At 67.3% G+C, this 19,422-nt stretch carries 17 protein-coding genes; 7 read left to right on the top strand and 10 right to left on the bottom strand.

The annotated features are described in order from the left end of the window. Positions 1 to 12: 12 nt before the first annotated feature. The 4 genes from L1787_RS19385 to L1787_RS19370 form a co-directional block, all read right to left on the bottom strand. On the bottom strand, positions 13 to 465 hold the full coding sequence (locus tag L1787_RS19385; protein WP_235710758.1) for a GNAT family N-acetyltransferase: 453 nt from the start codon (positions 463 to 465) through the stop codon (positions 13 to 15). A gap of 142 nt (positions 466 to 607) precedes the next feature. Next, complete coding sequence (locus L1787_RS19380) at positions 608 to 3,067, bottom strand: pyrroloquinoline quinone-dependent dehydrogenase (protein ID WP_235710757.1); 2,460 nt, start codon at positions 3,065 to 3,067, stop codon at positions 608 to 610. Then, on the bottom strand, positions 3,064 to 3,399 hold the full coding sequence (locus tag L1787_RS19375) for a Sec62 family protein translocation protein (RefSeq protein WP_235710756.1): 336 nt from the start codon (positions 3,397 to 3,399) through the stop codon (positions 3,064 to 3,066). Before L1787_RS19375 ends, L1787_RS19380 begins: the two co-directional genes overlap by 4 nt. 248 nt (positions 3,400 to 3,647) lie before the next feature. Continuing rightward, entirely contained in the window at positions 3,648 to 4,832 is a 1,185-nt protein-coding gene (locus L1787_RS19370; protein ID WP_235710755.1) for a Gfo/Idh/MocA family protein, read from the bottom strand. Positions 4,833 to 5,123: 291 nt separating this feature from the next. Here L1787_RS19370 and L1787_RS19365 point away from each other — a divergent pair, with 291 nt between their 5' ends. Next, entirely contained in the window at positions 5,124 to 6,479 is a 1,356-nt protein-coding gene (locus L1787_RS19365; protein ID WP_235710754.1) for a UDP-glucose dehydrogenase family protein, read from the top strand. On the opposite strand, the gene hemH is transcribed toward L1787_RS19365, so the two are convergent. Beyond that, positions 6,463 to 7,551, bottom strand: coding sequence for a ferrochelatase (hemH, locus tag L1787_RS19360; RefSeq protein WP_235710753.1), 1,089 nt, complete (start codon positions 7,549 to 7,551; stop codon positions 6,463 to 6,465). The two genes, L1787_RS19365 and hemH, sit on opposite strands and share 17 nt — an antisense overlap. 192 nt (positions 7,552 to 7,743) lie before the next feature. On the opposite strand from hemH, the gene L1787_RS19355 reads away from it, so the two are divergent. The 3 genes from L1787_RS19355 to L1787_RS19345 all read left to right on the top strand — a co-directional run bounded on the left by L1787_RS19355 (position 7,744) and on the right by L1787_RS19345 (position 10,651). Then, complete coding sequence (locus L1787_RS19355; protein ID WP_235710752.1) at positions 7,744 to 8,754, top strand: TRAP transporter substrate-binding protein; 1,011 nt, start codon at positions 7,744 to 7,746, stop codon at positions 8,752 to 8,754. Between the two features lie 102 nt (positions 8,755 to 8,856). Beyond that, on the top strand, positions 8,857 to 9,330 hold the full coding sequence (locus L1787_RS19350) for a TRAP transporter small permease (RefSeq protein WP_235710751.1): 474 nt from the start codon (positions 8,857 to 8,859) through the stop codon (positions 9,328 to 9,330). Positions 9,331 to 9,349: 19 nt separating this feature from the next. After that, entirely contained in the window at positions 9,350 to 10,651 is a 1,302-nt protein-coding gene (locus L1787_RS19345) for a TRAP transporter large permease (protein ID WP_439648303.1), read from the top strand. A 70-nt stretch (positions 10,652 to 10,721) separates the two neighbouring features. On the opposite strand, the gene L1787_RS19340 is transcribed toward L1787_RS19345, so the two are convergent. Beyond that, entirely contained in the window at positions 10,722 to 12,998 is a 2,277-nt protein-coding gene (locus tag L1787_RS19340) for an NADP-dependent malic enzyme (RefSeq protein ID WP_235710750.1), read from the bottom strand. Between the two features lie 101 nt (positions 12,999 to 13,099). Here L1787_RS19340 and moaB point away from each other — a divergent pair, with 101 nt between their 5' ends. Then, entirely contained in the window at positions 13,100 to 13,630 is a 531-nt protein-coding gene (gene moaB / locus L1787_RS19335) for a molybdenum cofactor biosynthesis protein B (protein ID WP_235710749.1), read from the top strand. 80 nt (positions 13,631 to 13,710) lie between these two features. Further along, the gene (locus tag L1787_RS19330; RefSeq protein ID WP_235710748.1) at positions 13,711 to 14,796 is read left to right on the top strand and encodes a PA0069 family radical SAM protein; all 1,086 of its coding nucleotides are present in this window, start codon (positions 13,711 to 13,713) and stop codon (positions 14,794 to 14,796) included. A gap of 3 nt (positions 14,797 to 14,799) precedes the next feature. Here the strand turns inward: L1787_RS19330 and rnhB are convergent, their stop codons facing one another. Next, positions 14,800 to 15,381 carry a ribonuclease HII gene (rnhB, locus tag L1787_RS19325; protein WP_235710747.1) on the bottom strand — a complete coding sequence of 194 codons (582 nt, stop codon included), beginning with the start codon at positions 15,379 to 15,381 and terminating at the stop codon, positions 14,800 to 14,802. Between the two features lie 307 nt (positions 15,382 to 15,688). Between rnhB and L1787_RS19320 the strand changes: the two genes are divergently transcribed. Beyond that, positions 15,689 to 16,747 (top strand): hypothetical protein, encoded by a 1,059-nt coding sequence (locus L1787_RS19320; protein WP_235710746.1) that lies wholly within the window; start codon positions 15,689 to 15,691, stop codon positions 16,745 to 16,747. A 3-nt stretch (positions 16,748 to 16,750) separates the two neighbouring features. On the opposite strand, the gene L1787_RS19315 is transcribed toward L1787_RS19320, so the two are convergent. From L1787_RS19315 to L1787_RS19305, 3 genes are read right to left on the bottom strand one after another with little or no spacing between them, the layout of a single operon-like run. Further along, complete coding sequence (locus L1787_RS19315; RefSeq protein WP_235710745.1) at positions 16,751 to 17,203, bottom strand: DNA polymerase III subunit chi; 453 nt, start codon at positions 17,201 to 17,203, stop codon at positions 16,751 to 16,753. Positions 17,204 to 17,208: 5 nt separating this feature from the next. Then, a complete protein-coding gene (locus tag L1787_RS19310; protein WP_235710744.1) occupies positions 17,209 to 17,820 on the bottom strand; it encodes a glutathione S-transferase family protein in 612 nt (203 codons plus the stop codon). A 10-nt stretch (positions 17,821 to 17,830) separates the two neighbouring features. Next, positions 17,831 to 19,360 (bottom strand): leucyl aminopeptidase, encoded by a 1,530-nt coding sequence (locus L1787_RS19305; RefSeq protein WP_235710743.1) that lies wholly within the window; start codon positions 19,358 to 19,360, stop codon positions 17,831 to 17,833. Positions 19,361 to 19,422 lie beyond the last annotated feature (62 nt).

Below are 19,422 nucleotides of genomic sequence, written 5' to 3'. Positions count from 1 at the left end.
GGACAGCGCCCCTCAGTGAGGGCGCTGATATTTGATGAACGGCGTCACCGTGCCGATCCGGTCGTAAAGCTGGCGGGCGTTCGTGTTGAACTCCTGCGTCAACCAATAGACCGAGGGCGCGCCCGCTTCGTCGGCCGCCTGATAGACCGTCTCGATCAACGCCCGGCCGACGCCCTGGCCGCGCACGCTCTCGTCGGCAAAGAGATCCTGGAGATAACAGACCGGCTCGATCCGCCAGCAATGCGGATGAAAGAAATAATGCACGAGGCCGACGAGCCGGTCGTCCGCCTCGGCGACGAAGGCGCGAGGGGCCATCGGATCGTCGCCCAAGAGGCGCGCGAAGGTGGTGGCGTAGATGACGGGGGGAAGGCTCGTCTCGTAGAAGGCGAGATAGCCGGACCACAATTGCCGCCAATCCTCCTCGTCACGAGGCGTCAGTCGGCGGATCGTCACGGCGGTGTTCATGTCGCTCTCCAGAGATGCCGGTCTGGCCGGCCGAAGCGGGAGGATGCGACTTCGCCGTCGATCCTGTCCATCCCTGAAGAATGTCCTGTTCGGCGGAAGCGCCGCCGCACCGTCTCGGCGCGGCGGCATCGTGTCGGAGCCCTCAGTTTTGGGGCAAGGCGTAGGCGATCACATAGTCGCCGATCGGGGTTTCCATGAAGTGGTGCCCGCCCGGCGCGATCAGGATGTACTGGCGGCCGTCGACCTCATAGGCCATCGGATTCGCCTGCCCGCCGGCCGGAAGGAGGTCCTCCCACACCGTTTCGCCGGTCTCGATGTCGATCGCGCGGAACAGATTGTCCGTCGCCGCCGCGATGAAGACGAGACCGCCCGCCGTCACCACCGAGCCGCCATTGTTCGGCGTGCCGATCTTGAACGGCAGATAGGACGGGATTCCGAACGGCCCGTTGCGACGGGCGGTGCCGAGGGGCGTATCCCACAGCGTTTCGCCGGTCTTGAGGTCGATCGCGCGGATCCCGCCATAGGGCGGACGGGTGCAGGGAACGCCCGTGCCCGGCGCGCGCCAACCGGCATTGACGTCGATCGCATAGGGGGAGCCCGCTTGCGGATCGCCAGCACCCTCGGCGTTCGAGCCACCGGATTCGCCCGGCGATTGCTCGTTGATCGGGCGCAAGCCGCGCTCGTCGGCCTGCTCGCGCGTCAGGAGCCGGTTGTGGTTCGGGATATTATTGTAGTTCGCTATGATGACGCCACGCTCCGGGTCGATCGCGACGGAGCCCCAGTCCGACCCGCCATTATAGCCGGGGAACTGGATCCACGGGCGATCGGTCGATGGCGGCGTGAAGAAGCCGGCATAGTTCGCCTGTTTGAAGAGGATGCGGCACACCATCTGATCGATCGGCGTGAAGCCCCACATATCGCGCTCGGTAAGGTCCGCCTTGCGCAGCGTGTGATACTCCGACACCGGCTGCTCGCCCGACAGATAGTCCGGTTCGACGCTGCCGACCGTCGGGGCCTCGATGCTGCCGACCGGGAAGAGGCTTTCGCCGGTCTCGCGATTGAGGATGTAGATGTCCCCCTGCTTGGACGGCAGGACGATGGCGGGCACGGGTCCGTCATCGGCGGGGAAGTCGATCAGCGAGACCTGACTGCCGAGATCGTAGTCCCACACGTCACGGTGCACCGTCTGGAAGGTCCAGACCGGATCGCCGGTGGTCACGTCGATCGCGACGAGCGAGGTCGAATACTCGTTCTCCTGCTCGCTCCGGTTGCTGCCATAATAGTCGACCGACGAATTGCCCATCGGCAGATAGACATAGCCGAGCTCTTCGTCGCCGGTGGCGGCGGTCCACATGTTCGGTGTGCCGCGGGTGTAGGTCTCGCCTTCGGGCGGGCCGTCCTTGTTCGCCTCGGGCGCGCCGAGATCCCAGGCCCATGCGAGTTCGCCCGTCACGGCGTCATAGCCGCGGACGACACCCGAGGGCGCATCCTCCGCCTGCCCGTCCTTCACCTGCGCGCCGGTGACGACGATGCCGCGCACGATGGCGGGCGGCGCCGTCACGGCGTACCAGCCGGGAACGCGCTCACCGATCCCGTCCCAGAGATCGACCTCGCCATTCTCGCCGAAATCGGCGCAGACTTCGCCGGTCGCGGTGTCGACGGCGACGAGACGCGCATCGAGGGTCGCCTCGATGACGCGGGTCGCACACGGCGCGTCGGCCGCAGCGTCCGGGTCGGTGTAGATCGAGACGCCACGGCAGGAGGCGGAATACGGGATCGCGTCATCCGAGACTTGCGGATCGTAGCGCCAGTTTTCCTCGCCGGTGGCGGCATCGATCGAGATGAGGATGTTCATCGCCGAACACATCAGGAGCGCATCGCCGACCTTGAGCGGCGTCGTCTCCGGCGCGTATTTGCCCGCGGCTGCCTCGCTCGGCATGTCGCCGGTGCGATAGACGAAGGCGCGTTCGAGCTGGCCGACATTGTCCCGCGTGATCTGGTCGAGCGGCGAATAGCGCAGCGCGTGCGCATCACCGCCATAGAACGGCCAGTCTGTGCCGACCTCGGGCTGCGGGGCCGCGTTCCGCGCCATGCTCTGCGGCGTCTCGGCGGCGGCGCTGTCCCCGGTGCCGGTCGGAGCGGTCTCCGCCGTCGGCATCGCCTCGCCTTCGGGCGCGACGGTGGTCTGTCCGGCGGACGGAGGGGCGGTCTCTGTGGCTGTGTCGGCGGGCGCCTCCTCCGCCGTCTCGGCGCTCGGCGTCGCGTCTTCGGCGGTGGCGTCCGCCTCCGGCGTGTCGGCGGGCGTCGTCGGCGTTTCGGCGGTGTCGGTCGCCGCCGCGTCCGCCGGGGTGGCGGTCTCGGGCGCGGTGGGTGTCTCGCTCGCGGCGCTGTCGCCGGCGGACGAGGCGTCCGGCACGCTCGACTCGCTCGATGCCGGCGGGCTCGTCTCGGCCGGCGAAGCGGGCGTCGCGGGATCGGTGGTGGTCGGCGCGGACGGTTCGGTCGTCGCGGCGGGCGGGGCCGTGTCCTGCGCGACGGCCGGCGCCGCGAGGGTGAGGGCGAGAGCCGAGACGAAGAGGCTCAGCTTCGGGTGACGGGTCATGCTGGCACCTCGTGGACGGTGGCGCGGTAACGATTGCCGAGGGCCGGCGTTGCGAGAAGGACGAAGATCAGGAGCACCGTCGGCGCGACGACGCGGGGGACTTGCGCCCACCAGTCGAAGCCGACCTCCCAATAGGCCCAGCCGAGCGTCCCGATCCAGACGAGCAGGTAGACATAGAGCGCCGCCATCTGACGCCGTGCGAGAAGGATGGCGGTGATCAGGAGCCCCGCTCCGGCGATGGCGTAATACCAACTGCCTTCGAGCGTGATGAGCCAGACCCCGCCGCCAATCAAAACGACGCCGAGCGCGCCGATGACGAGGGCAAGGAGCATAACCGCCCAATGGCCCACACCGTGGGACCTCTGGGCGACGCGAATATTTGACATGGAAACCTCGATCTCTTGAGCGGATGCATGCAAGAGGCGTCCGGACGGAACCGGCGTCTAACGATCTAATGGTTCCCGGCGTGCGACCGTTCCGCAAAAAATCATGCCGACGAACGATCCGAACGGAATGCGCGCCGTTTCGAGATTTTAAAATCTCGCGCACCCCATGACGGGGTCGCGAAGCCGCGTGCGCGTCAGTCGAAGGACGCGTCGGTCCAGACGGCGCCGCCGGTGCTCGATCGCACGCACGCTTCGATGAATGCGAGCCCGCGCGCCCCGTCCTCGACGGTCGGAACGGTCGTCGCGCCGGGGTCGGGCGCGCGTCCTTCGCGCTTGGCGAGGATCAACTCGGCGGCGTCCGAATAGACGTTGGCGAAGGCCTCGACGAAGCCTTCCGGGTGGCGTGTCGGAAGCCGCGTCACCCGGTTCGCCGCCTCACCGACACCCGGCCCGCCACGGGTCAGAATGCGCGAGGGCTCGCCGAGGGGGCTGTAGACGAGATTGTCGTTGTCCTCCCCGTTCCATTGCAGGCCGCCGGCCGTGCCGTAGACGCCGAGCGTGAGGTGATTGTAGTTGCCCGGCGCGACCTGCGAGACCCACAGCGTTCCCGTCGCGCCGCCTTTGTAGCGCAGGAGCACGTTCGCATTGTCGTCGAGCCGGCGGCCGGGGACCGTGCTGCGGATATCCGCGCACACCGCCTCGATCTCGAGCCCGGAGACGAACGCGGCGAGATTGAAGGCGTGCACGCCGATATCGCCAATCGACCCGCCCGCGCCGGCAAGCTTCGGATCGGTCCGCCACGTGGCCTGTTTCTGGCCCTCTTGGTCGATCGCGGTGGCGAGCCAATCCTGTGCATAGTGGGTTTGCAAGACACGGATGTCGCCGATCGCACCCGCGGCGACCATCTCCCGCGCTTGGCGCACCATCGGATAGCCGGTGTAATTCTGCGTCAGAACGAACACGAGATCCTTTGCGCGGACCGTCGCCACCAATTCCTTCGCCTCCTCGAGGGTGAAGGTCATCGGCTTGTCGCAAATGATATTGATACCGGCGTCGAGAAATGCCTTCGCTGGTGCGAAATGGAGATGATTGGGCGTGACGATCGAAACGACGTCGATCCCGTCCTCCCTCGCCGCCTCGGCTTCGGCCATCGCCGCGAAGGAGGCGTATGCACGGTCCGGCGCGATGCCGAGATCGAGTGCGGAGCGACGCGCGTTGTCCGGATCGGACGAGAGTGCGCCGGCGACGAGCTCATACCGATCGTCGAGCCGGGCGGCCATGCGGTGGACCGCGCCGATGAAGGCGCCATGTCCGCCGCCCACCATGCCGAGACGCAATCTGCGGTGTTGCCCGCTGGTGGGCGATGATCCGATTGCCATGTGCAACTCCAGTCTCGACGACGCCGGCAATCGGCGAACGCACCAGGAATTCATCAATTCCGACGTCAACTCCGGCGCGATCCTCAATCCCGCCATGATTGATGTCAATGTATCTTCCTACAACCTGTCGTCGGGCATCGTTCTATACAGGCGTCCGGCTGGCGAACATCTTGGGGAGCTTATGCCCAACGGCCACTTCAGATCCCGCGAGGCGTGTTGTAGGCATAGGACGACGGGAAACGGTCAGAGGGCCCTTCGCGCCGAACAACAGTCAATCCGAGAGTTGATTTCATGAAGATTTGCATGATTGGCGGCGGGTATGTCGGCCTCGTGTCGGCCGCTTGCTTCTCTGAATTCGGGTGGTCCGTCACCTGTGTCGAGAAGGACGCCGGCAAACTCGCCATGCTCCTCGACGGCCAGATCCCGATCTTCGAGCCGGGCCTCGAAACCCTCGTCGAGCGCAACCGCGCCGCGGGACGCATCACCTTCACCGGCGATGTCGCGAGCTCGGTGAAGGACGCCGATCTCGTCTTCCTCGCCGTCGGCACTCCGATGCGGCGCGGCAGCGGCCACGCGGACCTGTCCTACATCTACGCCGCGGTCGAAGAGTTCGCCCCGCATCTCACCGGCTTCACGGTCATCACCACGAAATCGACCGTCCCCGTCGGCACGAGCCGCGAGATCGAGCGCCGCCTGCGCATGCTGCGGCCCGACGGCGACTTCGCGGTCTGCTCCAACCCGGAGTTCCTGCGCGAGGGCTCCGCGATCCAGGACTTTACCCATCCCGACCGTATCCTCGTCGGCTGCGACGACGAGCGGGCGCAAGAGGTGATGTCGCGGCTCTATAAGCCCCTCGCCCTGCGCAACGCGCCGCTGATCTTCACCTCCCGCGAATCGGCCGAGCTCGCGAAATATGCGGCGAACGCCTTCCTCGCCCTCAAGATCAGCTTCATCAACGAAATCGCGGACCTTTGCGAGGAGGTCGGCGCGGACGTGCAGCAGGTCGCGAACGCGATCGGCTCCGACCGCCGCATCGGCGACAAATTCCTGCACACCGGCCCCGGCTATGGCGGCTCCTGCTTCCCGAAGGACGTGTCGGCCCTCGTGCGGACGGCGCGCGAGGCCTCCTCTCCCCTGTCGCTCATCGAACAGGTCCAGATCGTCAACGAAGAGCGCAAGCAGTCGATGGTGACGAAGATCGTGCGCGCCGCCGGCGGCGAGGTGCGCGACAAGACGATCGGCGTCCTCGGCGTCACCTTCAAGCCGAACACCGACGATATGCGCGAGTCGCCGAGCCTCGTGATCCTGCCGCGCCTGATGGACAAAGGCGCGACCGTGAAGGTCCACGATCCGCAAGGCCGCCGGCAGGCCGAGCCCCTCCTTGAGGGCGCCCATTGGTGCGACAGCGCCGCCGAGGTCGCCAAGGACGCGGACGTCCTCGTCCTGATGACGGAGTGGAACGAGTATCGCGCGCTCGATCTCACAGCGATGCGCAGGTCGATGAACGGCGACGTTCTCGTCGACCTTCGCAACGTCTTCAACCGCGTGGACGCCGAGAAGGCGGGCTTCGTCTATCGCAGCCTCGGCCGGCCCGATCAGGTTCCCGAGCCGGCGCCGCTCGCCTCGCTCGTCAAAGCCAACCCATAAGCTCGCGGCGCACCACATTCTCGATCACGCGCATTCCGTGATCTGAATCGTTGAGACACGGCACGGCGGAGAAATGTTCTCCGCCGTTTTCCATGAAGTAGCCGGCATTCTCGCTGCCGATCTCCTCGATCGTCTCAAGGCAATCGGAGACGAAGCCCGGCATCATCACCGCGAGCCGCTTGACGCCCGAGCGCGCGAGCGCCTTCACCGTCTCGTCGGTATAGGGCTGGAGCCATTCCTCGCGCCCGAAGCGAGACTGGAACGTGACCTTGAGCCGTTCGTCCGGCCAGCCGAGCCGGTCACGCAGAAGCCGCGTCGTCTTGTGGCACTGGCAGTGATAGGGGTCGCCCTTCAGAAGATAGGACAGCGGCACGCCGTGATAGGAGGTGAGCACCATCTCCGGCTCGAAATCGAGCGTCGCGAGGTGTTCTTCCAATGAGCGGGCGAGCGCGTCGATATAGACCGGGTCATCGCACCATTGCGGCGCGGTGCGGATCGCCGGCTGCCAGCGCATCGTCTTCAGCGCGTCGAACGCCTTATCGTTCACCGTCGCCGTCGTCGCCGCCGCGTATTGCGGATAAAGGGGCACGATGAGCGTGCGCTCGCAGCCCTTTTTCTGCAGCGCCTCGAGCCGATCGGCGATCGTCGGAAGGCCGTAACGCATCGCCCAGTCGACTTCGATCCGTGGATCGGCCGCCATCAAGGACGCCGCGAGCTTATCGGACTGGCTGCGGGTGATTGTCTTCAGCGGCGATTCGTCGAGCTCCTTGTTCCAGACCTGATCATACGCCTCGCCCGAGCGCTGCGGGCGACGCGACAGGATCACGAGATTGAGCAGCGGCCACCAGATGAGGCGCGGCACCTCGATGACGCGCCGATCGGAGAGGAACTCCTTCAGATAGCGTCGCATCGACCAATAATCGGTCGCCTCCGGCGTGCCGAGATTGACGAGGAGAACGCCGATCCTGCCGAACGGGGCGGCGGGGTGATCGGCCGGGCGGGGGCCGCCTTCGCGGCCGGCGAAGGGGCGGCCGGTCGACGATGCGGCGTCGGGAGCGAGTTCCTGATCCATGGAACTGATCTAAGGCGAAGATGCGGCCGATGCGAGAGCGGCAAAGCGCCTATGACAGAGCAAATGACGTCGCCTCATGTGCGAAGGTCCGGCACGTGACGTGCCTCTTGTCGACAGAGACCGGCCTTGCCCCCTAATCTCTCGCCCGTCCGCGCCCCGCGACGGCGCCGGCTTATGACAAGGACAGACGACATGCCAACAGTGCGCGCCCTTTCCTTCGCCGCCATTCTCGCGCTCGGCGCGTCCCAAGCGCTCGCCGACACCACGCTCACCGTGTCCAACTGGCTTCCGCCCAGTCACCCGATCGTGCGCGACATCGTCATCCCCTGGGGTGAGGCGGTGAGCGAGGCGACCGACGGGCGCGTCACGGTGGAGGTGATGGCCGCACCGATCGGCAAGCCGCCCGCCCAGTACGACCTCGTGCGCGACGGCGCGGCCGATATCGGCTTCGGCGTCCACGGCTACACGCCGAACCGCTTCGCGCTGACGACGATCGCCGAACTTCCCTTCCTCGGCGACTCGTCCGAGGCGCTCTCCGTTGCCTATCAAGAAGTCTACGACGCCTATCTCGCCCCCGCCGGCGAACACGAGGGGGTGAAGCTCCTCGCCGTCTGGACGCACGGGCCGGGTGAGATCTACATGGTGAACTCGCAAGTCACCTCGCTCGCGGACCTTTCCGGCAAGAAGATGCGCGTCGGTGGCGGGCTCGCCAACATCGTCGCCGAGCGGCTCGGCATCGTGCCGGTCTCCGCCCCCTCCCCGCAGGTCTACGAGATCCTGTCGAACGGCGTCGCGGACGGCATCCTCTTCCCGCCCGAATCGGTGCCCTTCTTCAAGATCGACAAGGTCGTGAAGCATGCGACCGAGGTTCCCGGCGGGCTCTACAACACCTCCTTCTTCATGATCATGAACGAAGAGACCTGGAACGGCCTCTCCGAAGAGGACCGGACGGCGATCGACGAACTGTCCGGCGTCGCGCTCGCCCGCCGTGCCGGTCAGGCCTGGGACGCCGCCGACGCCGCCGGCCGCGAGACCATGAACGCCGAAGGCATGGAAACCATCACCGCGAGCGAGGCCTTCATGGGCGAGATCGAGGGTGCGCTCGACGGGGTCGACAGCGTCTTCCTCGACGCCGCGGCGCAAAAGGGCATCGATGGCGAGGCGGCGCTGAAAGCGCTGCGCGAGAAGGCCGCCGGCTCCTGATCGACGGACCAACCGACCGCGTCCGGGCCGCACGATAGGCCCGGACGCCTCCCGCGCCATCGCGCCACGCGCCACGCCGCGCTCGGTCCCGGAAGGACGCTCGTGAAACTCATCCCCCTCACATCGATCCTGCTGATCGCCATCGCCGGCGTCTTGTTGATGGCGATGATGCTCCTCACCGTCGTGGACGTCGTCGGCCGCTATGTCTTCAACTCGCCGGTGCCGGGCGCCTTCGAGGCGACCGAGGTGATGCTCGCTCTGTCGATCTTCGCGGGGCTGCCGATCGTCACCGCGCGCGGCGACCACGTCACCGTGCGCCTGCTCGTCGACCGCGCGCCGCAACGCGTTCGCTTTGTCGTCGACCGTGTGGTCGAGCTCGCCGTCGCGCTGCTGCTCGCGGGCGCGGCCTATCTTCTTTATGAGCGGGGCATGTCGCTCGCCTCCTATGGCGATTCCACCGTTCTCCTGCGCATTCCCCTCGCCCCGGTCGCGTTCGCGCTGATGGGGCTTTCGGCGGCCGCCTCGCTCGTCGCGGCGGTGCGCTTCGTTCTCCAATGCCTCGCGGCCGCGCGATGAACGCCGGAGCGTTTCGTTCATGATGGGTCTCGACCCCTGGGTGCCGGGGCTCGTCGCCCTCGTCCTCCTCATTCTCGCGGGTCTGCCGATCGCCTTCGCGATGGGGCTCGTCGGCAGTGTCGGCCTCGTGATGATCCTCGGGCCGCGTGGCGCTTGGTCGATCACCGGCCAGACCCTTTTCGATACCGGCCTGTCCTATACGCTGTCGGTGGTGCCGCTCTTCATCCTGATGGGCAATTTCGTCACCCGGGCGGGCCTGTCCGATAAGCTCTATGCCGCCTGCTATGCCTGGCTCGGCGCCCGGCGCGGCGGCCTCGCGATGGCGACAGCCGTCGCCTGTGGCGGCTTCTCGGCCGTGTGCGGCTCCTCCCTCGCGACCGCGGCGACGATCGGCAAGGTCGCCCTGCCCTCGATGCGCCGCTATGGCACCGCCGACAGCCTCGCCGCCGGCGTGATCGCGGCCGGCGGCACGCTCGGCATCCTGATCCCGCCTTCGGTCATCCTCATCCTCTACGGGGTGACGACGAGCCAGGATATCGGCGCCCTCTTCATCGCCGGCATCATTCCGGGGCTTCTCGGCATCGCGCTTTATATGGCGGCGGTGCGCGTCACCTGCCTCATCAACCCCGCCGCGGGCCCGCGCGGCCCGAAGACGACGATGGCCGAAAAGCTCGCCGCGACGCGGGGGGTGATCGGGGTGCTCGGCCTCTTCGTCCTGGTCATCGGCGGGATCTATGCCGGCGTCTTCACCGCCACCGAGGCCGCCGGCATCGGCGCGTTCGGCGCGTTTCTGATCGCCCTTTTCAGCGGCAAGCTCACTTTGCGCACCTTCGGCGAGGTTCTCGCCGAGACGGCGACCACCACGACGATGATGTTCTCGATCCTGATCGGCGCGCTGATCTTCGCGAACTTCGTCAACATCGCCGGCCTGCCGGCCGCGATGACGGGCTTCGTCGAGGCGCTCGCCTGGCCGCCTTTCGTCATTTTGATCGCGATCCTCGCGATCTATCTTTTTCTCGGAATGGTGCTGGAGAGCCTGTCGATGGTGCTCCTCACGGTGCCCATCTTCGCGCCGCTGGTGGCGGGGCTCGGCTATGATCTCGTCTGGTTCGGCATTCTCGTGGTGGTGATGACGGAAATCAGCCTCATCACACCGCCGGTCGGCCTCAACGTCTTCGTCCTGAAGACGGTGCTGCCCGACGTCCCCCTCGGGACGATCTTCCGCGGCGTCGGGCCGTTCATCCTCGCCGACATCGTGCGCGTCGCGCTGATCCTCGCGATTCCGGGGCTCGCGCTCTGGCTGCCGAGTCTGATGGGGTAAAGCCGGTCGCGCGAACCGGCGTTCGCGCGACCCTCTTTCGGTTTCTCGTCCTCCGGCGCCCAGCCGCGCTCTAAGTCCGCGACTCCGCGTCGACGATCGCGATCGCCGTCATGTTGAGGACGCCGCGGGCCGTCGAGGACTGGGTGATGATGTGCGCCGGAAGGCGCGTGCCGAGAAGGATCGGCCCCACATGGAGCGCCTTCGTCACCGACTTCAGCAGCGTCATCGCGATGTGCGAGGCATCGATGTTCGGGAACACCAGAAGGTTCGCCGCGCCGGACAGCGAGCCGTCGGGCATTGCGCGGCTGCGCACCACCTCGTCGAGCGCGTCCTCGCCGTTCATCTCGCCGTCGACCTGGAGATCGGGCTTGGCGGCGTGGAGGCGTTCGAGCGCCTCGCGCATCACCCGCGCCGATTCGATGTCACGCGAACCGAAGCGCGAGGCCGACAACAGCGCGACGCGCGGGGTGATGCCGAAGGCCTCCACCTGCTCGGCCGCGAGAAGCGTCATCTCGGCGACCTGCTTGGCCGACGGCGCGTCGGAGACCTGCGTGTCGAGGAGGAAGAGCGGCCCGTGATCCTCGAGGAGGAGCGACAGGGCGGCGAGCTCGCTCACCCCCTCGCGCATCCCGATCACGTCCCGGACGGCGCGCACGTGCTGGCTGAACGGGCTCTCGACGCCGCAGATCATCGCGTCCGCCTCGCCGCGCTTGACCGCGAGGGCGCCGATCACCGTCGAGTTGGTGCGCACCACCGTGCGCGCCGCCTCCGGCGTCACGCCTTTGCGGCCGACGACGGAGAAATAGGTGTCGACATATTCGCGATAACGCGGGTCGTCCTCGGGGTCGATGATCTCGAGCTCGCGCGGAACGCGCCGCAGGCCCGCCCGCTGCGCCCGCGCCTCGACGACACGGCGACGGCCGATGAGGATCGGAACCCCCATCCCCTCCTCGAGCACGATCTCGGCGGCGCGCAGGACGCGCTCGTCCTCGCCCTCGGCATAGACGACGCGCGTCTTCGACTGGCTCGCTTTGTCGAAGAGCGGCTTCATGATGGAGCCGGAGCGGAAGACGAAGCGGTTGAGGCGGTCCTTGTAGGCCTTGAGGTCGGTGATCGGGCGCTGGGCGAGGCCGCTGCGCGCCGCGGTCTCGGCGACGGCGGGGGCGATGCGCAGGATGAGGCGCGGATCGAACGGCGCGGGAATCAGATAATCCGGCCCGAAGCTCTTCGCGGTGCCGCCATAGGCGCGCGCCACCTCCTCGGTCGGCCGCTCACGCGCGAGCGCGGCGATCGCCTCGACGGCGGCGATCTTCATCGCCTCGTCGATCCCGGTCGCACCGGCATCGAGCGCGCCGCGGAACAGGAAGGGGAAGCACAGGACGTTGTTCACCTGGTTCGGATAGTCCGACCGGCCGGTGCACATCAGCGCGTCGGGCCGCAGCTCGGCCACGATCTCGGGCATGATCTCGGGATTCGGGTTGGCGAGCGCCAGAATGAGCGGGTTCGCCGCCATCCCCTTCAGCATCTCCGGCTTCAGGACGCCGGCGGCCGAGAGGCCGAGAAAGATGTCCGCTCCTTCGATCGCCTCGGCGAGGGTGCGCTTGTCGGTCTTGACGGCGTGCCGGGCCTTCCACGGGTCCATCTCGACCTCGCGACCCTCATAGACGACGCCGTGAAGGTCGGTCGCGATGATGTTCTCCGGCTTCGCCCCCTGGCTGACGAGGAGGTTGAGGCAGGAGATCGCCGCGGCGCCCGCGCCGGCGGTGACGATCTTCACCTCGGACAATTCCTTGCCGGAGATCAGCAGCGCGTTCTTGATCGCCGCGGAGACGATGATCGCGGTGCCGTGCTGATCGTCGTGGAAGACGGGGATCGCCATCCGCGCCTTCAGCTTTTCTTCGATCGCGAAGCAGGCGGGGCCCTGGATATCCTCGAGGTTGATCCCGCCGAAGGACGGCTCCAGCGCCGCCACGATGTCGACGAAGCGGTCGATATCGGTCTCGTCGACCTCGATGTCGATGCCGTCGATATTGGCGAATTTCTTGAAGAGGACCGCCTTGCCCTCCATCACCGGCTTGGCGGCGAGCGGTCCGATCGAGCCGAGCCCGAGGACCGCCGTCCCGTTGGTGACGACGGCGACGACGTTGCCGCGATTGGTGTAATCGAGCGCCGTCAGAGGATCGCGGGCGATCTCGAGGCTCGGCGCGGCGACGCCGGGGGAATAAGCGAGCGAAAGGTCGCGCTGGGTCGAAAGCGGCTTGGTGGCGCGGACCTCGAGCTTTCCGGGAGGATCCAGCCTATGGTAGGCGAGCGCTGCGGCGTCGGCGGCTGTCGGTTCTTCGGTCATCGTGGCCCTCCCGTCCATAGGCTTTAGGCGGCGCGGGGGCATAAGCGCAATGGGCACGAGTGCCGCGCGGTGATGCCACTGGGGAAAGAGGAAGGACGACCATGCCTCATATCGACGAAACGCTCCCATTCGAGCCGGTTGGCTTTTCGGTCATCATCGTGTCCGACACGCGCGATCCGGAGACGGACAAGTCGGGCGACACGCTGGAAGGCCGCATCAAGGGCACCGGCCACCGCCTCGCCGCGCGGACCATCGTGCCGGACGATCGGGCCGCGATCCGCGCCGCCGTCGAGGCGGGCGTCGCCGACCCCGAGGTCGACGTGATCATCACCTCCGGCGGAACCGGCTTCACCGGCCGCGACGTTACGCCCGACACGATCGAGCCGATGTTCGACAAGCGGATGGACGGCTTTTCCGCCGTGTTCCACGCCGTCAGCCGCGCCGTGATCGGCACGTCGACGATCCAGTCGCGCTGCACCGCCGGCCTCATCGGCGAGACCTTCGTCTTCGTGCTGCCGGGTTCGCCCGGGGCGTGCAAAGACGCGTGGGACAACATCCTGGTCGAGCAGTTCGACTCCCGCTTCAAGCCGTGCAATTTCATCGAGATCATGCCGCGGATCGCCGAAAAATAATGCGATCAAATAGGGAACAAAAAGTGTTTGCGAGCGGTCGGAAGCGGCGCTAGCTTGGCCCCTCAACAGGGTGGCCGAGCATGGTCGAAACACTTTTCGTTCCCAAATCACGCAAGAGCGGGCGCGGGGCCGACATCAACCCCCACCCCCGCTTCGACGCCGAACAGCGCGAAGCCTTCGACGATGGATGGAACATCGAGGAGGACGAGACCCGCCCGAAAACCGTGGTGACGGAGGAGCGGGCGAAGACCATCATCACCCGCAACGCCTCGCCCGATATCGGCTTCGATCGGTCGATCAACGCCTATCGCGGCTGCGAGCATGGCTGCGTCTATTGCTTCGCTCGGCCGACCCACGCCTATCTCGGCCTCTCCCCCGGCCTCGATTTCGAGACGCGCCTTTTTGCCAAGCCCGAGGCCGCGGCACTGTTGCGGCGGGAGCTGTCGGCGCCGTCTTATCGCTGCCGCTCGATCGCCATCGGCACCAACACCGACCCCTACCAACCGATCGAGAAGAAGCGGGGCATCACGCGTTCGATCCTCGAGGTCCTGCGGGAGACGAAACATCCCGTCGGCATCGTGACGAAGTCCGACCTCGTCCTGCGCGATCTCGACATTCTCGCCCCGATGGCGGCCGAAAACCTCACCAAGGTCGGCCTCTCGGTGACGACGCTGAACCCCACCCTCTCCCGCACGATGGAGCCGCGCGCGCCGACGCCGAAAAAGCGCATCGCCGCGATCAAGGCGCTCGCCGATGCGGGGGTGCCGGTGAGCGCACTCATCGCCCCGATCCTGCCCGCCATCAACGATCACGAGATCGAGGCGATCGTCGCGGAGGTCGCCGCCGCCGGCGCGACGCACGTCAATTTCGTGATCCTGCGCCTGCCGCACGAGGTGAAGGACATCGTGCGCGACTGGCTCGCCAAGCACTTCCCCGACCGCGCGCGGCGGGTGATGTCGGTGATGCAGGCGATGCGCGGCGGGAAGGACTATGACGCGACATGGGGCCTGCGCCAGCGCGGCGAAGGACCGTTCGCGAAGGCCGTCGCGGAGCGTTTCGCGCTGGCGGCCAAGCGGCACGGGATGAATATCGGCACGGTGCGGCTCGACACGACCCGTTTCGTCCATCCCCGCGCCCCGTCGGCGCAGATGGATCTCTTCGGCTGAGCCCTACTCCGCCGCTTCGCCGATCGTCTCGCCGGCGAGGCGCGCATAGGCCTCGCGGATCGGCGCGAAGCTGCGGCGGTGATGGAGGCATGGGCCGAGCCTATCGAGCGCCTCACGGTGCTCGGCCGTGCCGTACCCCTTGTGGCGCTCGAAGCCGTAACCGGGAAAGGCGCGGGCGAGACGGGTCATCATCCGGTCGCGCGTCACCTTGGCGACGATCGAAGCGGCGCCGATCGCGGTGGAGCGACCATCGCCCTTGACGAGCGCGCGCCCTTTGATGGTGAGGCCATTCGGTAGATCGCGCCCGTCGATCAGCGCGACGGTCGGCGCGTCGGGCAGCGTCTCGACGGCGCGGACCATCCCCCACAACGTCGCGGCGCGGATGTTCATCCGGTCGATCCGCGGCGCGCTGACGACGACGGTGGAGACCATCGCCTCGCGCACGATCATCTCATAAATCTCGTTGCGGACCTGCGGGGAGAGGACCTTGGAATCGGCGATCCCGTCGATCAGCCGCTCACGGGGAAGGATCACCGCCGCGACCACGACGGGCCCCGCCCACGGTCCGCGTCCGGCCTCGTCCACTCCACATATCGTTTGGCAATAGCGCGTCATCCGCAACGCCACCTCGGCACCTCAGCGTGCGTTTATCTGGGGAGGAGAATCAGCATACGCGAGCGCGTCGCGAATGACGAACCAATGGTAAACGCGTTGCCACAAATTCGCCGTTTTCCACGACGGGGCGACAGCCACCCTCACCGACTGTGCAAAAGGCCCGGGAGCCTTTGCGCTGCCGCATCATCCCTAGTCCTAATTTCGATGCAATACGTGGAACGGCTGCTTGATTCGCCTCCACAACGGGACCGAACTTTGGGACGATTTAGGGGCGCCGATGTTCAAAACGATGTCGCAACACAGCGTCTATCCCGTCTTCGAGGGTGAGATCGAAGCCTGGGAGGACGATGCGCCGGACCTCCGCCCGATCGCGACCGACCGGCGCGAGGCCGAGGCGCGCGACTGGCCCGTCTCGAACCGAAACACCCCCGCCGCAGACACACCCCGCGAGCCACAGCCGCAACGGCCGAGCGCGATCCGCGCCTCGTTTGCCTCCGGCGCCGACGCGAGCGCCGAGACCTTCCGCGATCTCGCCCGCACCATCGAGCGGATGCGCATCAAGAGCCGCACCGCGACGCCGGCGGGCGAGGCTGCCGCCGCACAGCGGCCGGCGCAACATGTCCCCGCGTCGACACGGCGCGAGCGCGCCCCCTTCGCGGGCGAGGCGCCCGTCCGCCCCACCGGCCGCGTCTGGCCGATGAACCGTCATGACGCGCCGCAGGATACGGCGCGCCCCGCGTCCTGGCTCGACGATGTGCGCGAGACCTATCGCAACGCGGCCCCCGAGCCGGCCCGCAGGACGGCGGCTTCCCCGCGGCGCCCCTTGAGCGAGGATCGAGCCGCACCCGTACGGCAGCCGGAACCGTTCCGGGCCGCCGCCACCGCAGGAGCGATGCCGGCGCAGGCCCGCACCACCCAGCGGGCGAACGCAACCTCCTCCGCCAACGGCGAGGCGCCGACCCGGCGCGAAGCGAGCCCGATGCCGCGCGATCACGAGCTTCTCGCGGTGATCCAGAAGGAGCTTGCGGTTCTCGCCACCAAGGCGGACGTCACGCGGCTTGAAGGAATGCTCACGCATCTGATGCGCCGCGTCCTCGCGCTCGAGGAGAACCGCTCGAACATCCGCGCCGAGCGGCGGGCCGAACGCCTCGCCCTCGTCGAGCCGGCAAAGCCCAAGGTGAGCGCCATCGCGGAAATCGGCCAACCGGCGAACGCGCGCATTCAGACGCGCAAGATCGCCGCCGCGCCAGTGACGCCGGCAAAGGCTACGCCGAGCGACGAGATCGAGCTTCCGTTCACGCCGCCCCGCACCACGCCTCGCCGCCTCTGGCGCTGAGGCTCAGCCCTTCTTCTCCCAACGCCCGCCCGCCGATTGCTGCCAATAGGTGCAGGTATGGCCGGCCGCCTTGAGCGGCGACCAGTGGCGCCGCGCCTCCTGCACGGCGGCCGGATCATCGGCCGAAAACAGGATGACGACCCGCTCATAGGCGTCGACGTCGGTCGGCACCGCGCGATCGGCGAGGAAGCGGACCTCGGCGCCGTTCGGATTGTCGTTCTCGACGGTCAGCCAGATCGGCTGGCGGTCGGGGGCGTGGCCGTCCGCCCGGCTCCCGTGCGGCAGGAAGCTGTCATCGCGATAGACCCACAAATGCCGGTCGAGAGCATCGCGCAGCGCGTCGTCCGAGACCTGGACGACCGCCCGCCAGCCGCGCTGGAGCGTCTTTTCAAGAAGGGTCGGCAGCACCTCTTCGAGGGTCTGCCGCTCCAGATGGTAGAAGAGGACCTCCGCCATCGCCCTCAGATCGGCGGGCACGTCGCGACGAAGGACGGGCGCGCCTCGATCGGCTTCATCCACGCCGCGATGTTCGGGAAGCGATCACGCCAGCCATAGTCCGCAAAGCGGAAGTCGAGATAGCCGAGCGCCGCGCCGAGCGCGATGTCGGCGATCGTGATCGACCCGCTCGCCGGCGGCAAATCGGCCTCGAAGACGCCGAGCCCTGCGGTCACGCGCTCGAACTGGTCTTCGATCCAAAAGGGCCACTGCTTGTCCTCGGGACGGGCGGCGATCTCGTAACGAGAGCCGACCGCGCAATCGGCGATGCCGCGGGCGATCGCGTACCGGCTCAACACCTTCCAATGGTCGGGCGAAGAACGGGCGAAGAGGCGCGTGTCCCCGACACGGGCGGCGAGATAGTCCGTGATCACCGCGGAATCGACGATCAGCGTTCCATCCTCGACGACGAGGGCCGGGATCTTCCGCAACGGCGTCACGGCGAGATAATCGGGGTTCGGCTTCGCCGGCGCGACCACCGTCTCGACGAGCTCGATATCCTCGTGGAGGCCGAGCTCGTGGGCGACGATTTCGACGGTTCGACCGAAGGGGGTCGCCCGTGTGGTGTAGAGCTTCATCAGCGTGTCCTCAGGCCGCGGGGCCACGCGGGATCGCGTCGGCGCCGTCTTCATAGAAATCGGCGACGAAGCGCTCGAGGAGCCGCACGCCGAAGCCCGAGCCGAACGTCCGGCTCGTCTCGTTCGACGGCGAGCCCATGGCGGTGCCCGCGACGTCGAGATGGACCCAGGTCGCATCGCTCGCGAAACGGCGCAGGAACTGCGCGGCGGTGATCGATCCGCCCCAGCGTCCGCCGGTGTTCTTCATGTCCGCGACCTTGGAATCGATAAGCTGATCGTAGTCCTTGGAGAGCGGCATCCGCCAGACGAGATCGCCGGTCGCCTTGCCCGAGTCGGAAAGCTGGGCGGCGACGGTGTCGTCATCGCTATAAAGGCCCGCATGATAGTTGCCGAGGGCGACGATGATCGCACCCGTCAGTGTCGCGAGGTCGATGACGACGCTCGGCGAGAAACGCTCGATCGTGTAGGTGAGGAGATCGGCGAGGACCAGACGGCCCTCGGCGTCGGTGTTGATGATCTCGATCGTCTGGCCGGACTTCGACTTCACGATGTCGCCGGGCCGCTGGGCATTGCCGTCGGGCATGTTCTCGACGAGGCCGATCACGCCGATCGCGTTGACCTTCGCCTTGCGCGCGGCGAGGGCGTGCATCGTTCCGACGACGGCGGCGGCGCCCGCCATGTCGCCCTTCATGTCCTCCATGCCGGCGGCCGGCTTGATCGAGATGCCGCCGGTGTCGAACACGACGCCCTTGCCGACGAAGGCGACGGGCTTCACCTCGGCCGGGCCGTTCTTCCACTCCATCACGGCGACGCGGGCCGGACGGGAAGACCCCTGCGCGACGCCCAGAAGGGCGCGCATCTCGAGACGCTCGAGCTCGTCCGGCTCCATGATCGTGACCTCGACGCCGAGATCGCGAAGCTGGGCGGCGCGCTCGGCGAACTCCACCGGGCCGAGAATGTTGGGCGGCTCGTTGGTGAGATCGCGCGCGACATAGACACCCTCGCCGATGGCGGCGGCGGCGGTCCAACGCGCCTCGGCGGCGGCGGCATCGGCGAGCGCGATCGTGACGGTGCGCGGCACGGCGTCGTCCTCGTCGCTCTTCTTGCTCTTGTAGATGTCGAACGTGTAGGCGCGCAGGCTCATGCCGAGCGCGAAATCGGCCGCCTGGTAGGCCGTGAACGGCGCATCCGGCGTTTCGGCGAAGACGGTGACGTCACGCTGCGGGCCGCCGGGAAGCGCGCCCATCACGGTGCCGCCGAGCTTCGACCAGTCGGCCTCCTTCAACTTCGTGAGATCGCCGAGACCGACGACGAGAAGCGCGTTCGCATCGAGCCCGCGCGGCAAGGGCACGAGCATCGTCGCGGACCGCTTTCCCTTGAACCCCTGGCTGTTTGCGGCGGAGGTGATCAGCCCGTCGGTCGCCCCATCCACGCGTCGCGCCGCTTCGCCGAGGGCCATATTGTCCCCGGCAAAGACGACCAGCGTCCCGGATTTCGGCAACTCTACAGGGCGGAATTGGATGATGGGGCTCTTGGCCATGACGATCCTTTCGATGCTCGTTCGCACCTAGACCGTTTCCGCCCTGTTCACAACCGCTAGGA

The sequence above is a fragment of the Acuticoccus kalidii genome, from assembly GCF_021556395.1.
Taxonomy (GTDB): domain Bacteria; phylum Pseudomonadota; class Alphaproteobacteria; order Rhizobiales; family Amorphaceae; genus Acuticoccus; species Acuticoccus kalidii.
Note: the sequence above shows the minus strand (reverse complement) of the source record. Positions and strands in the feature narration are given on the sequence as shown.

Bases quoted from the DNA above. Each gene is read 5' to 3' on its own strand.
- L1787_RS19385 (WP_235710758.1), bottom strand. From the start codon at position 465: ATGAACACCGCCGTGACGATCCGCCGACTGACGCCTCGTGACGAGGAG.
- L1787_RS19380 (WP_235710757.1), bottom strand. From the start codon at position 3,067: ATGACCCGTCACCCGAAGCTGAGCCTCTTCGTCTCGGCTCTCGCCCTC.
- L1787_RS19375 (WP_235710756.1), bottom strand. From the start codon at position 3,399: ATGCTCCTTGCCCTCGTCATCGGCGCGCTCGGCGTCGTTTTGATTGGC.
- L1787_RS19370 (WP_235710755.1), bottom strand. From the start codon at position 4,832: ATGGCAATCGGATCATCGCCCACCAGCGGGCAACACCGCAGATTGCGT.
- L1787_RS19365 (WP_235710754.1), top strand. From the start codon at position 5,124: ATGAAGATTTGCATGATTGGCGGCGGGTATGTCGGCCTCGTGTCGGCC.
- hemH (WP_235710753.1), bottom strand. From the start codon at position 7,551: ATGGATCAGGAACTCGCTCCCGACGCCGCATCGTCGACCGGCCGCCCC.
- L1787_RS19355 (WP_235710752.1), top strand. From the start codon at position 7,744: ATGCCAACAGTGCGCGCCCTTTCCTTCGCCGCCATTCTCGCGCTCGGC.
- L1787_RS19345 (WP_439648303.1), top strand. From the start codon at position 9,350: ATGATGGGTCTCGACCCCTGGGTGCCGGGGCTCGTCGCCCTCGTCCTC.
- L1787_RS19340 (WP_235710750.1), bottom strand. From the start codon at position 12,998: ATGACCGAAGAACCGACAGCCGCCGACGCCGCAGCGCTCGCCTACCAT.
- moaB (WP_235710749.1), top strand. From the start codon at position 13,100: ATGCCTCATATCGACGAAACGCTCCCATTCGAGCCGGTTGGCTTTTCG.
- L1787_RS19330 (WP_235710748.1), top strand. From the start codon at position 13,711: ATGGTCGAAACACTTTTCGTTCCCAAATCACGCAAGAGCGGGCGCGGG.
- L1787_RS19320 (WP_235710746.1), top strand. From the start codon at position 15,689: ATGTTCAAAACGATGTCGCAACACAGCGTCTATCCCGTCTTCGAGGGT.
- L1787_RS19315 (WP_235710745.1), bottom strand. From the start codon at position 17,203: ATGGCGGAGGTCCTCTTCTACCATCTGGAGCGGCAGACCCTCGAAGAG.
- L1787_RS19310 (WP_235710744.1), bottom strand. From the start codon at position 17,820: ATGAAGCTCTACACCACACGGGCGACCCCCTTCGGTCGAACCGTCGAA.
- L1787_RS19305 (WP_235710743.1), bottom strand. From the start codon at position 19,360: ATGGCCAAGAGCCCCATCATCCAATTCCGCCCTGTAGAGTTGCCGAAA.